8 protein-coding genes and 1 pseudogene are annotated in these 12,609 nt (G+C 67.9%); 2 read left to right on the top strand and 7 right to left on the bottom strand.

The window, feature by feature from the left end; translation table 11 throughout:
- Nucleotides 1-446 precede the first annotated feature (446 nt).
- From LGN17_RS19360 to LGN17_RS19335, 6 genes are all read right to left on the bottom strand, one after another.
- A complete protein-coding gene (locus tag LGN17_RS19360; RefSeq protein WP_226198195.1) occupies nucleotides 447-1,364 on the bottom strand; it encodes a LysR family transcriptional regulator in 918 nt (305 codons plus the stop codon).
- Between the two features lie 76 nt (nucleotides 1,365-1,440).
- Nucleotides 1,441-3,702: a xanthine dehydrogenase family protein molybdopterin-binding subunit gene (locus LGN17_RS19355; RefSeq protein ID WP_226198194.1), complete on the bottom strand. Its 2,262-nt coding sequence runs from the start codon at nucleotides 3,700-3,702 to the stop codon at nucleotides 1,441-1,443.
- A complete protein-coding gene (locus tag LGN17_RS19350) occupies nucleotides 3,702-4,202 on the bottom strand; it encodes a (2Fe-2S)-binding protein (RefSeq protein WP_226198193.1) in 501 nt (166 codons plus the stop codon). Before LGN17_RS19350 ends, LGN17_RS19355 begins: the two co-directional genes overlap by 1 nt.
- Nucleotides 4,199-5,479, bottom strand: a complete 1,281-nt coding sequence (locus tag LGN17_RS19345; RefSeq protein ID WP_226198192.1) for a c-type cytochrome — start codon at nucleotides 5,477-5,479, stop codon at nucleotides 4,199-4,201. The genes LGN17_RS19350 and LGN17_RS19345 overlap by 4 nt, the downstream gene beginning before the upstream one ends.
- Nucleotides 5,480-5,900: 421 nt before the next feature.
- On the bottom strand, nucleotides 5,901-7,301 hold the full coding sequence (locus LGN17_RS19340; RefSeq protein ID WP_226198191.1) for an FAD-dependent monooxygenase: 1,401 nt from the start codon (nucleotides 7,299-7,301) through the stop codon (nucleotides 5,901-5,903).
- A gap of 189 nt (nucleotides 7,302-7,490) precedes the next feature.
- Nucleotides 7,491-8,312, bottom strand: coding sequence for an alpha/beta fold hydrolase (locus LGN17_RS19335; protein ID WP_226198190.1), 822 nt, complete (start codon nucleotides 8,310-8,312; stop codon nucleotides 7,491-7,493).
- 555 nt (nucleotides 8,313-8,867) lie between these two features.
- On the opposite strand from LGN17_RS19335, the gene LGN17_RS19330 reads away from it, so the two are divergent.
- On the top strand, nucleotides 8,868-9,293 hold the full coding sequence (locus LGN17_RS19330) for a DUF3331 domain-containing protein (RefSeq protein ID WP_226198189.1): 426 nt from the start codon (nucleotides 8,868-8,870) through the stop codon (nucleotides 9,291-9,293).
- Between the two features lie 146 nt (nucleotides 9,294-9,439).
- On the opposite strand, the gene LGN17_RS19325 is transcribed toward LGN17_RS19330, so the two are convergent.
- Nucleotides 9,440-10,081, bottom strand: a complete 642-nt coding sequence (locus tag LGN17_RS19325) for an HD domain-containing protein (protein ID WP_226198188.1) — start codon at nucleotides 10,079-10,081, stop codon at nucleotides 9,440-9,442.
- A gap of 504 nt (nucleotides 10,082-10,585) precedes the next feature.
- Here LGN17_RS19325 and LGN17_RS19320 point away from each other — a divergent pair.
- A pseudogene (locus LGN17_RS19320) lies at nucleotides 10,586-12,319 on the top strand (winged helix-turn-helix domain-containing protein); the annotation flags it as partial.
- Nucleotides 12,320-12,609: the final 290 nt, after the last annotated feature.

Genomic DNA, 12,609 nt, shown 5'->3' with positions numbered 1-12,609 from the left:
AGAGATGTCGGGTGCCCGTTCATCGGGCGGGCGTGACGATTGCCGTCGCGGCGAAACGGAAGCCGCCGCATTGCCGTCAAGATTATTGATCGATCGATAACAAGGGAATGGGTCCGGGGCGCAATCGAGCATTGCGTGCCACGCAAAGGGGGCGGACCATGTGCGGGTTCATGCGGGGGCGCCTGCGTCGGCCGACGCGATGCGGCCGCCGGCGAAGGCGGGGCAGAGGGCAGCGAAACCGGCCTGGACGGACGGCGCGGCAATCTTCATGTTGCGCCTCTCGAAACGGGCCTCCGGCGCGGATGTCGCGGATCGCGAGGCCCGATGAGCGCAGTCTGGATCGAGCGGACTGAAGTGTCCTAAGCCGCCTCTTGATTCATTTGATTCATGCGGTGCGCGCGGCGGCGCGGACGATCGGTTTCAACGGCGGGTTTCGACCGCCGGCTTCAAGCGCGCTTGCCCTGCAGCGTCGGAATCTGTGCGAACAGCCCAGCGAGCCAGTCGACGAAGACCTTGAGCTTGACGGGCGTATGCCGATTGGGCGGATACAGGATCGAGATCGGCCGGGGCGGCGTGTTGAAATCGGTCAGCACCTCGCGCAGGCGGCCCGATTGCAGATACGGCTCGACCAGGTACAGCGAGGTCTTGATCAGGCCGATCCCCGCGACGCCGGCCGCGATGTAGGTGTCGGCGTCGTTGACCGCGACCGTGCCGCACAACTGGATGATCCGCGTTTCGCCGTCGACGACGTAGTCCCAGGACCGCGGGCGGCCCGTATCGGCCGAGATGTGGCTGACCGCGATGTGCTGCGCGAGATCGTCCACCGTCTCGGGTGCGCCGCATCGTTCGAGATACGCGGGGGCCGCGCACGTGCAGGTGGTCAGGCTGCCGATCCGTTTCGCGACCAACCCCGAATCGTCGAGCGCGCCGATCCGCACGACGCAATCGACACCCTCGCCGACGAGATCGATCTGGCGATCGGTCACGCCGAGTTCGATCGAGATACCCGGATGGGCGGCGAGAAACTCGGGCAGGGCGGGCACCATGATCTGCTTGGCCATGGCCGGCGGCAGGTTGACTTTCAGCCGGCCGCGCGGCACGTTGCGCGCCTGCGAGACGGCCGCTTCCATGTCGTCGATTTCGCGCAGCACGCCGACGCAGCGTTCGTAATAGGCCTGCCCGTCCTCGGTCAGCGAGATCCGGCGCGTGGTGCGGTTCAGCAGCCGGCAGCCGAGATGCTGTTCGAGCGTGCTCAGCAGCGCGGACACGCGCGGCGTCGTGAGTCCGGTCGTGTCCGACGCGCGCGTGAAGCTGCCCGTCTCGACGATGCGCGTAAACACGCGCATCGAAAGCAAGGTATCCATCGTTCAGAAATCTCCAGCCTGTTTGTTGTCCGCGCCGGTTCGTGCCGGCGCGATTTGTCGTGGTCGTGCGATGCCGCTACGCGTCGATGCGTTTCCTGAGCCCTTCACCGGCAAACGGCATTTCGCGCAGGCGCTGGCCGGTCGCGTCGAAGATCGCGTTGGCGAGCGCGCCCGCGGTCGGCCCCATCGACGCCTCGGCCGCGCCGAGGAACGGTGCGCCCGGACGATTGATCAGGTGCACCTTGATGCTTTGCGGTGCGGCGCCGAAGCGGAGAATCGGATAGCTGCTCCAGTCGAAGCTGCGCACGCGTTGCGTATCGTATTTCAGTGCCTCGTACAGCGTCCAGCTCGCGGACTGGATGATGCCGCCCTCGATCTGGTTGCGAATGCCGTCGGGCGATACGACCTGGCCGGCGTCGACAGCCGCTTCCGCACGTTCGAGCGTCACCTGGCCGGTTTCCGGAACGACCGACACCTCGACCGCGATCGCGACGTAGGCCATCAGGTTCTTGTATTTGCCGAAGGCGAAGCCGACGCCTCGGTTGCGTTCGCGCGGCGGCCGGGGCCAGCCGAATTTCGTCGCGGCGAGCTTGATCACCTGGCTCGCGCGGTGATCCTGCATGTGACGCAGCCTGAATTCGACCGGATCGACGCCGGCGGCGTGCGCCAGCTCGTCCATGAAGCTTTCGATCGCCCAGACGTTCGTGTGCGCGCCGAGCGAGCGCATCGCCGAGGTCTGCAGCGGCATCGTCGGCGAGAAGTTGTTGACGATGTGCATGTTCGGCAGCGCGTACAGCGGGATCGCGTTGCGATCGCCGCCGCCCTCGGGCTGCAGCATCGGCGTGGACGGCGCGGAGACGAACGGCGGTTCGAGCATCCGCGCGGGCAGCAGCCGGCCGGCATTGACGATGCGCTCGTTGTGCGAGCTGCTCCACAGCGCGTAGTGCCAGTCGACGATGCGGCCGCCCGCGTCGAGCGACGCGCTGAGCTCGGTGACCATCGCCGGCGTGAAGTGGTCCCACGTATGTTCCTGCTCGCGCATCCACTGGACGCGAATCGGCTTGCCGGGCATCGCAGCCGCGATCAGTGCCGCATGCGCGGCCGCGTCGTCCGCACCGTTGTGCCCGTAGCAGCCGGAACCCTCCGTGTGAATGCAGCGCACGCTCGCCTTCGGCATCGACAGCATCTCGGCGAGTGCGTCGCGCAGCGGGTACACGCCCTGCGAGTGGGTCCACACGGTCAGCGTGCCGTTCTCGAGATGCGCGACCGAGCAGGACGGCCCGATCGAGCCGTGCAACAGGTAGTTCTTCAGGAACGTGGCGCTCAGAGTCTTCGTGGCCGGCGCGGTTTGCGCATGCGAGTTGGCGATCTCGATGCGCTGCGTCGCGATCCGCTTCAGGTCCTGATGAACCGTCGCGCGATCGGGCAGCGCCCGGCCGGGCGACCAGCGGCAGCCGGCGGCCAGCGCGCGCTGCGCGACGACCGCCTGCCATTCGCCCTGCGCGACGACCGCGAGCAGGCTGCCGTTGCGCACGATCCGCATGACACCGGGCAGCTTCAGGATCGCGGCTTCGTCGAACGACAGCAGTTTCGCGTCGTACACCGGCGGCATCACGACGCGCGCATGCAGCATGCCGGGCAGTGCCATGTCCTGCACGTAGCTGACGCCGCCCGTGACCTTGTTCGGGATGTCGACGCGCGGCAGCGACGTGCCGATCATGGTGAACGTGGCCGGGCTCTTCAACGGCGACGTCGGCGTCGCGTTGCGATGCAGGTCGACGGTGCGCACCGCGTCGCCGTAGCGCATCGTGCGGCCGTCCGGCGCCTTGATGACCGCGTCGGCGACGGTGAGCAGGCGCGCATCGACGCCGAACTGCTTCGCCGCGCCGTCGACCAGCAGCCCGCGCACCTGCGCGGCGGCATTCAGCAACGCGGAGCCGCTGTCCGCCATCGTGTGGCTGCCGGCCGTCAATCCCTCGTCCGGCGACGCGCCGGTGTCGGCGGTCAGGAACGTGATCAGCGAGGGCTTCATGTTCAGCTCCTCGGCGGCTACCTGCAGCAACGCGGTGCGCACGCCGGTGCCGAGCTCGACCTTGCCCGTGAACACGGTGACCTTGCCCTCGGGCGTGATCTTGATCCACGCGTCCAGCAACGGATTGGTCTTCAGGCTGCCGGCCAGCGTTTCGGTGGCCTTGGCCACGTGGACGGCGGCGCCTTCGTCCGCGATCACGACCTCGGCGGCGGCGCGCGCGGCCGGTGCGAGGCTGAACGCGACGAACAGCGCGCCGGAAACCATGAAGTGCCGGCGGCCTTCGTCGATGTCGTCGGGTGGGTTCATCAGAGCCCCTTGCTGATCATGACCGGAGCGCCTGCCGGTTCCGGGTCCGGCAAGCCCGAGACCTGGCGCACGGCCGCCAGGATCCGCATGTGGGTGCCGCAACGGCACAGATTCGGTTCCATGTGCGTGCGCAGCTCGCGTTCGGTGGGTTTCGGGTTGCGTTCGAGCAGCGCCTGCGCGCGCATGATCATGCCCGCGATGCAATAACCGCACTGCGCCGCCTGATGATCGATGAACGCCTGCTGAAGCTTGCCCGGATGCTCGGCGGTGCCGAGGCTTTCGATGGTCCTGACGCGGCGCTCGCCGATCGCGGCCACCGGGATCAGGCACGAGAACATCGGCTTGTCGTCGACGATCACGGTGCACGCGCCGCATTGTCCGAGGCCGCAGCCGAACTTCGCGCCGTGCAGGTGCAGGTCGTTGCGCAGCGCGTAAAGGAGCGGCGTGGACGGATCGATGTCGAGCGTGTGCCGCACGCCATTCACGGTGAGGGTGATCATTGCGCGCGGTCCTCCTTTCTGAGCTTCGCGGCCAGGGTGTCGATGCCGCTCCACGCGGGGCGATCGGAGTACGTTTCGCGGAGGTAGGCGGCGAGGTCCGCGATCTGCGCGTCGTCGTACTGGTCGAGGTAGGACGGCATGTAGTTCAGCGTGTCCTCGCCATGCCAGCCGATCCCGTTGAACATCATCTGGATCGCGTTGCGCGGCGTGTCGGCGGCGATCGCCGTGCCGAACGCGAGCGTCGGCCGCTCGCCGATCGACTGCATCGGCGCTGCCGGCCCGTGGCACTGTGCGCACGACGCCTGGAACAGCACCGCACCGCGCTGGCCGGCAGGCGTCGTCGCATGGCGTTCGGCGACGGCCGTCGCGGGCCGTGCGGCGGCCGGCTTCTGGATCGCCAGGATGTAGGCCGCGATGGCCTCGACATCCTCGACCGGCACCGTCGCGAGATCGCGCGTGACGGGCAGCATCGGTCCGGCGGCCGCGCCGTGCTCGCTCGCGCGGCCGGTGCGCAGGTACGTGACCAACTGCGCTTGCGTCCACGGCTGGACCGCGTTGCCGAGCGCATTGAGGGGCGGGGCTTCCCAGCCGTCGACGATGCCGCCGTCGAACGCCTTGCCTGCTTGCTCGCCGCCGATCGCATTCAGCGGCGAATGGCAGGACGCGCAGTGTCCGAGGCCGTCGACCAGCAGCTTGCCGCGATTCCATTGCGCGGATTGCGACGGGTCCGGCGCGTAGGCGCCTTCGCGCAGGAACAGGATGTTCCAGAACGCGACGAGCGGCCGGAAGTTGAGCGGGAAGATCAGGTCGTTCGCCGGCGTCTTCGCTTGAACCGGTTCGCGTGTCATCAGGTACGCGTATGCGGCCGCGATGTCCTGGTCGGACATCCGCGTGAAATGAATGTACGGAAAGGCCGGGTAGAGCGGATGGCCGTCGCGGGCGATGCCGCTGCGCAGCGCGCGCGCGAAGGCGGCCTGCGACCAGCGGCCGATGCCGGTGTCGGCATCCGGCGTGATGTTGGTCGCGTAGATCGTGCCGAACGGCGTCGCGAGCGGCAGCCCGCCGGCGAACGGCTTGCCGTCCTTCGCGGTGTGGCAGACGATGCAGTCGCCCAGCGCGACCACACGTGCGCCGGCCTTGATCAGTTGCGGATCGAACGACGCGCGGGCCGGCGGATCGATCGGCGCGATCGACGGCCGATACATGATGCCGATCGCGGCCGCCAGGCCGACGATCACGATGCCTGCCACGCCGAACCAGAGTCGTTTGTGCTTCATGCGCGCTCCACGCGAACCGGTTCGTCCGGCGTCATCAGGCAGGCGGGGCAATGCACGGCGCGTCGGCCGCATGCGTCCGCGTGACGATTGCTCACGGTTTCGCAGATCCGGTTGCCAGGGCGGACAGGCCGACGTGTGCGGCCCGGCGTGCGCGCGCTCGCGACGGTCGTTCTGGTCGGCGCCGCAGGACGGCGGTGTGGCCGCACCGATCGATGCGGCCATGACAGGCCTGCCCGGCGGCTGCGATTCGCGGCGGAGATCATGTCGTTACTCCAGGGGTGGGGGCCGCACGCGGGCCGTGGCCGGTGCCGGTGCGCTCGTTGGTGGAGGCAGTCTACGCGGGCGCCGACGTCATTTCCTGAAGCTGCGCTGAAACGTTCTGAACGGGCGCGCGAACCGTTCCGGCGCTTGCGTTCCTGCGTCAGCGCGGCGTGCCGAGACCGAACGCCGCGGCAAGCTGCGGCCCCTTGTCGAGCAACGACGTCACTTCCTCCCGCCGCCGGGCCGACCACTGCGCGAGGCGCGCGACGACGTCGGTCGCGTCCACCGGCAGCGCTTCGGCGAGCGACACGGCATCGCTCGCCGCCTTCGACGTACCGGATGCCGTATGGGGGCGCACGGTGCAGGCCGCGTCGCCGATCAGGGCGACACGGGCGTCGACGAAGCCGGGGCTCAGTGCGTCGAAAATCGCCTGGTTGAAAGGTGCGCGCGTCGCGAGCACCAGTTGCGACAGGGTGGCCGGTAGCCGTTCGCCGGCGAGTTGCCGCAGCGTCGCGACGGTGTCGTCGGCAAGCTGCCCCGGATGCACGGACGCGTGATGAACGTGGCCGTTCCGATCGGTCAGGTGGCGGCGCAGCGCGTCGGGATCGGCTTCGTTGCGATACCAGAGCCAGTTGAAGCGGCGCGCGCCCGGCGCGAGCGAGCCGTCGAGCGCGGGAATCAGGAACGCCATGAACAGCTCGCCCGGCGCCTTGTGAAGCGTCATGTTCTCGACCAGCGACGCGATCGCGGCGGCGTCGAATTCGGCTTCGTCGACGATGCCGCGCCATGCGAGGTAACCGGCAAACGATGGCGTATAGCCGGGGAAGATGCGCGCGCGCAGGTTCGAACCCGAACCGTCGGCTGCAATCAGCACGTCCGCGCGGATGCGTTCGTCGTCCACGTGCACGTCGACGCCATCCGCGTCCTGGTCGAAGCCGGTCACCGTGCGGCCGTACCGGATGCACCCGCTCGGCAGCGTCTCGCACAGCGAGCGATAGACGGCGTCCCACGACGAGAACGGCAGCATTTCGGGTTCGTCGCGCGTGACGATGCCGTCGCGATCGATCCAGCGCCGCCGATGCGTCGGCACGCTGATCATCTGGCGGCAATGACGGCCATGCCGTTCGAGAAACGCCATCATGCGCCGCAGCACGGCCACACCGCCGCCCTGGCCGCGCAGCGGGGACGGCGAGCGTTCGCAGACCGTGACGTCGTGCCCGATGCAATCGAGCGTCAGCGCGGCCGCGAGGCCGGCGATCGAACCGCCTGCAATGACGATCTTCATCGTGCGTGACTCCCGTGTTCGAAACGCGGTGTGCGTTGCCGGCCGAGTCGTGATGCGTGGCGTCGTGCGCCCGGCCTCACGGCTCGCCGGATGATGCCATGCCCGGCAACGGGCTGCGCCGACGACGCGCGCGGTCGCCTCGATCGTCAGCCGCTCGTGCCGAGCGAGCGGCAGCAGGCCACGGCGAGCGCCGGCGTACACGATCATGTTGCGCATCAGCGTCCGGATCAGGCGCTCCAGCACGATTTCGTCGGACAGCGAATGGACCGCGCGCATCTCGAGCGCGAAATCGAGATCTTCGCGCGCGGGCAGGGCAGCCCGGCGCCGGATCGGCGGAGATCCCGCAGCGACGATTCTGGCGATCGCGCACGCCGCAACGGAAGCGCGACGACCTGAAAAATGCTGAAACGCACTGAAGGGCGCGCCGGCGTGACGGCCGGGCACGCCGTACGGTGACGCTTGCGCTTACGCCTTCAGGAACGCGAGCAGTTCGGCATTGATCCGGTCGGCGTTGACGACGCACATTCCGTGCGACCCGCCGGGGATCACCTTGAGCTCCGCGTGCTTCACGATCTTCGCGGACAGGCGAGCCGAATCGTCGATCGGCACGATCTGGTCGTCGTCGCCGTGCAGGATCAGCGTCGGGACGTCGATCTTCTTCAGGTCGTCGGTATAGTCGACCTCGGAGAATTCCTTGACGCACAGATACTGGCCATGGATGCCGCCCATCATGCCCTGTGCCCAGAACGCATCGATCGTGCCCTGCGACACCTTGGCATTCGGACGGTTGAAGCCGAAGAACGGCACGGCGAGATCCTTGTAGAACTGCGAGCGGTTCTCGGCGACGTTCTTGCGGATCCCGTCGAACACGTCCATCGGCAGGCCGCCGGGATTGGACGCCGATTTCACCATCTGCGGCGGCACGGCGCCGATCAGCACGGCCTTCGACACGCGCTTCGTGCCGTGGCGGCCGATGTAGTGCGCGACTTCGCCGCCGCCGGTGGAATGGCCGACGAGCGTGGCTTCGCGCAGGTCGAGCGCATTCATCAGTGCCGCGAGATCGTCGGCATACGTGTCCATGTCGTTGCCTCGCGACGGCTGGCTCGAGCGGCCGTGACCGCGACGGTCATGCGCGATCACGCGATAGCCGTGCTGCACGAGGAACAGCATCTGCGCGTCCCACGCATCGGCGCACAGCGGCCAGCCGTGCGAGAAGACGACCGGGCGGCCGCTGCCCCAGTCCTTGAAGTAAATCTGCGTACCGTCTTGGGTGGTGATCGTGTTCATCGCATGGGCTCCTTGATGAGCGGAAGCGGCGTGTTTGGGGGCGGCGGCGGCGGCCGCAGCCGGCAGCGCGGCGGCTGCAACGGCGGTCGCGCCGGCAAGCAGCATGTCTCGGCGACGCGCCGAGGGAACGGCGTCGATGTCTGCTGGACGCATTGGGGCTCCTTGAACGTGCGGTGGAACGATGCCGCGTTGGTTGGACGGTTCGGATCTGCCCGCATGCGGCAATCGCGCCGGCAGCCGGCGTGCGTTCGCGATCGCGGGCCGGCAGGCGCGCGAAGGCAGCGAACGAACGCCGACAGGAGCCTATCCCGCGGCCTTGCGGCCTGTACTGAAATCGCGCTGAATTTTCATGAAGCCGGTCGCGGCGCATGCCGCGCGAACCCGGCGGCCAGAAAATTTAAGCCCGCAATAAAGACTCTTCAGCGGCGGCTCGCTATCGTCAGCATCAGGTCATCCCGTCGCGGGTCGGTGCCGGTTCGCGTCGGCGGATGGCGCTCGCGACGCGGGCGGGTGTGCAACATCCGGACCCCTCGCCACTTGCCTGGGTACGCCGCCATGGACGAATTCAATCGCTGGGAGCACGTGATGACGCTGCTCGACCCGTCGCCGGCCGCGAGCCGCTGCGCGCCGTCGCAGCCTCGCGACCCGGACCCCGTGTGCCGTCGCCATCGCGACGACGCGCCGCCCGCGTCGAGCGGCGGGGTGCGCCGCCGGTGCGCGATCGTCGCCGCCGAGCGGCAGACCGATTCGTCGGTGTTGATCTCGTGGAGCGACCCGACGCGCTGCCGGTACGACGAGCAGCGCTGGATCAGCGCAAAGTCCCGCGCCCTCGGGCGCTGCGCGCTGACCGGCATCACGATTCATACCGGCGATGCGATCTACAAGCCGCAATGGCGCGGCGCGAAGCGCCCCGCGAACTACCGGGAGGTGATCCTCGCGTCCGAACTGGACCGGTTCATCGTCAGGCTGTCCCGTTCCTGACCCGGAACGGCACGGCCTGTCCGTCGACCGTGGCTGACCGACGCACGCGCAACGATCGAACGACGAACTGCTGGCTTTCGCCCGCGCATGACGCGACGGCGGTTGCTGCCGTGACGTGGCGGAGCGGGCCCGGCCGACCGGCCGGCTCACTCCGTCCATTTCGACCCGAGCACCAGGCCGCAGAAATTCGTCCGACGATAGTCCGGGTCGCACCGCTCGAGCACGTCGGCGCAGACGTTCCCGAACGCGGTCGCGGGGCGATGCGCGGTGCCCGCGGCGAACGCCTCGAGGAACAGTTCCTTGAAACACGGGCCGCGTGGCCACGCGTCGACGATCTCGTCACGTTCGGACCGGCTCACCTCGTCGAAATGACGTGCGAAGAGATCCGTCTCGATGCCTGCGCCGAGCAACGCCGTCAACGGCGTCATGTGCGCGTGAATGCCAAAGGCCGTGTGCAGTGCGATCGCACGCCACACCTCCGCCGTATCGTCGGCGGCGACACCGTGTCCGCCGAGGAATGCGTGCGCGGCATTCGCGCCGTCGATTTCGAAGCGCCGGCGCGAATGCCGGAAGCGCTCCGTCAGTCCGAAGTCATGGAACAGCGCGGCGACGTACAGCAGTTCGGCGTCGAATGCGATGCCGCGACGCAGCCCGATGATCGACGCGAACGCGAACACGCGCATCGCGTGCCGGAACAGGAGTTCCGGCTCGCCGGCGCGCACGGTCGCGGCGGCCTCCCGTGCGATCGGGCCGTCGGGAATCCGGATGCCGGCGATACGGTTGCCCATGGTCGTGTTCCTCGCGGCGTGACGGCAGTCGCTCGACGCTGGCGCCTTGGAACCATCGTCGCGCGCCGCGCCGCTGAATGTCCTGAGCGGCGCCTGAATCGTTCTGAATGGAAAATCCGACCGGCCGTCACGACCGGAGTCGGTTTCGCCGCGCCTCGCACGTCGTTGTTACCGGCTTTTTTCTCGCAAGCCATCCGAACGTCATTTCAATTCACGAGACTACGAAATTGAATTCAGCCAATCAGCCGTCTTGTCCTACGAAACGCGTTCATGGGTAAACGGCCATTTCACGCATTGACAATGCAGGGCGCCGCAGTGCACCGTGCCGCGCCAGGCAGGGCGGCGCACGACGTCACGGCGATCGTCGTTTTCATCGATTCAAAAAATTTGCTCCTTGAGTTCTGATTATTTGAATCATTCGACCGGACAAATGCCGTAGCATTACCGTCAAACCGGTGTCATTTCTGACAGGGCATCGATGAATGCAATCGATTGAAAATTCCCATGATCCGGATCGGAACACTTCACGTTTTTCTCGACAGACGTGAAATTCGCTCGAATGGCAAGCTGCTACGTATCGGCAGTCGCGCATTCGAAATTCTCGAACTCCTGATTCGTGCGAACGGCGCGTTGGTATCGAAAGACGAAATCATGCAGCGCGTGTGGCCGCACACGATCGTGGAGGAAAACAACCTGCAGGTGCATATCGCCGCGTTGCGCAAGGCGCTCGCCGACGACCGGAACCTGATCGTCACGGTGCCGGGGCGTGGTTATCGGCTGGTTGGCGGCCACGCCGAAGTCACGGCGCCCGCCCGTCCCGCGACGTCGCGGCTGACGGCCGCGCCGACCGCGCTCGTCGGCCGCGAGCAGACCGTCGCCGACGTCCTTGCGGCGCTCGACACCGCGCGCGTCGTGACGCTGGTCGGTGCGGGCGGCATCGGCAAGACGCGGGTCGCGCTCGAAGCGGCCATGCGGGCCGAGGCGAGCTTTCCGGATGGCGCCGCGTTCGTGTCGCTCGCCACGGTTGCGGGTCCGCGATTCGTGCCCGACGCCCTGGCGGGCGCGTTCGGCATCGTGGAGCCAACCGGATCGCTGACGCTCGAAGCGGTGCTGGCGAGCGTGGCGAACCGCCGGATGTTGCTGGTGCTCGACAATTGCGAGCATCTGCTCGACGCCGCCGCGCAGATCGCGACCGCACTGACCGAGTCCGACGCCGGATTGCGCGTCCTCGCGACCAGCCGCGAGGCGCTGCGTATCCAGGGCGAGCGGCTGTGTCCGATTCCGCCGCTCGACGTCCCCGACGAAGGGGCCGACGATGCTCGGGCCCTGAGCGCCAGCGCGGTGCAACTGTTCTCGGCGCGCGCGCGGGCCGCCGATCCCCGCTTTCCGCTCGACGAACGCAGCGTGGCGCTGATGGCGTCGGTGTGCCGGCGTCTCGACGGTCTCCCGCTCGCCATCGAACTGGCAGCGGCCCGCGCTGCCGTGCTCGGCATCGATGTGCTGGCCGCGCATCTTGACGATCATTTCAGGTTGCTGACCGGCGGTTTTCGTACGGCCTTGCCGCGTCATCAGACGCTGCAGGCGATGTACGACTGGAGCTACCGCTTGCTCGGGGATGCGGAGCGCCTGCTGTTGCGGTGGCTCGGCGTGTTCCGCGACAGCTTCTCGATCGACGCGGTGCGCGATATCGTCGGAACGAAGGGGTTGGCCGATGCGGATCTGCTCGACACGATCGCCGGCCTGGTTTCGAAGTCGCTGCTGAGCCTCGAGAGCGCGCACGGCACACCGCGCTACCGGCTGCTGACCACGACGCGCGCCTATGCGCTGCAGCAGCTCGAGAACAACGGCGAATGCGCGGCCGCGGCACGCGCACACGCGAACTATTTCCACACGTTGTTCAGGCTTGCGCCCGGTGGCGGAGACGACGACGGGCCGCAGGCCGAATCGCGGCTCGACATGATCCGGCGCGAACTCGGCAATCTGCGCGCGGCGCTCGACTGGGCGTTTTCGCCGAATGGCGATGCCGAGGTCGGCATCGCGTTGGCGGCTGTCGCGGTGCCGTGCCTGTTCGACCTGTCGCTGGTGGACGAATGTCGCGAACGGGCGCGCGTAGCGCTCGATGCAATGCGCACGATGGACGAGACACGGGCGCGCGAAGATGCGCGCGTGCGCCTGCTGGCCGCCTATGCCGCCGCGCTCGCCCATGCCTCGGGGCCGACGCACGTCGTACACGACACGTGATCCGACCTGCACGCGTTCGGATGCGAGGCGGGCGGGGCCGAGTTGCGGCCGCGCGAATCGTAACGGCGCGTGCCGCCGGCGAATTCAGAACGTTTCAGCCTGAACACAGGACCGGGCCGGCCGGTGCGTCTACATTGCATGCACGGAGACCGTCGGCGATTCGCAGGCGTGCGCGCAGCAGGCCGGCTCGCACCGTACCGCAACGCATCGATGTCGCCGCCACTGAATGCCGGCGCGGGGCGGCAGCGACACATGCGTTGCCGCCGCGACTTCGCGCGTCATCGAAC

Source organism: Burkholderia sp. AU30280, assembly GCF_020420125.1.
In the GTDB taxonomy this organism is placed as follows: Bacteria; Pseudomonadota; Gammaproteobacteria; order Burkholderiales; family Burkholderiaceae; genus Burkholderia.
This window is presented reverse-complemented; position numbering and strand designations above follow the sequence as displayed.

Excerpts from the sequence above, each read along its gene's own strand:
- LGN17_RS19360 (WP_226198195.1), bottom strand. The coding sequence starts at position 1,364 with ATGGATACCTTGCTTTCGATGCGCGTGTTTACGCGCATCGTCGAGACG.
- LGN17_RS19355 (WP_226198194.1), bottom strand. The coding sequence starts at position 3,702 with ATGAACCCACCCGACGACATCGACGAAGGCCGCCGGCACTTCATGGTT.
- LGN17_RS19350 (WP_226198193.1), bottom strand. The coding sequence starts at position 4,202 with ATGATCACCCTCACCGTGAATGGCGTGCGGCACACGCTCGACATCGAT.
- LGN17_RS19345 (WP_226198192.1), bottom strand. The coding sequence starts at position 5,479 with ATGAAGCACAAACGACTCTGGTTCGGCGTGGCAGGCATCGTGATCGTC.
- LGN17_RS19340 (WP_226198191.1), bottom strand. The coding sequence starts at position 7,301 with ATGCGCGCGGTCCATTCGCTGTCCGACGAAATCGTGCTGGAGCGCCTG.
- LGN17_RS19335 (WP_226198190.1), bottom strand. The coding sequence starts at position 8,312 with ATGAACACGATCACCACCCAAGACGGTACGCAGATTTACTTCAAGGAC.
- LGN17_RS19330 (WP_226198189.1), top strand. The coding sequence starts at position 8,868 with ATGGACGAATTCAATCGCTGGGAGCACGTGATGACGCTGCTCGACCCG.
- LGN17_RS19325 (WP_226198188.1), bottom strand. The coding sequence starts at position 10,081 with ATGGGCAACCGTATCGCCGGCATCCGGATTCCCGACGGCCCGATCGCA.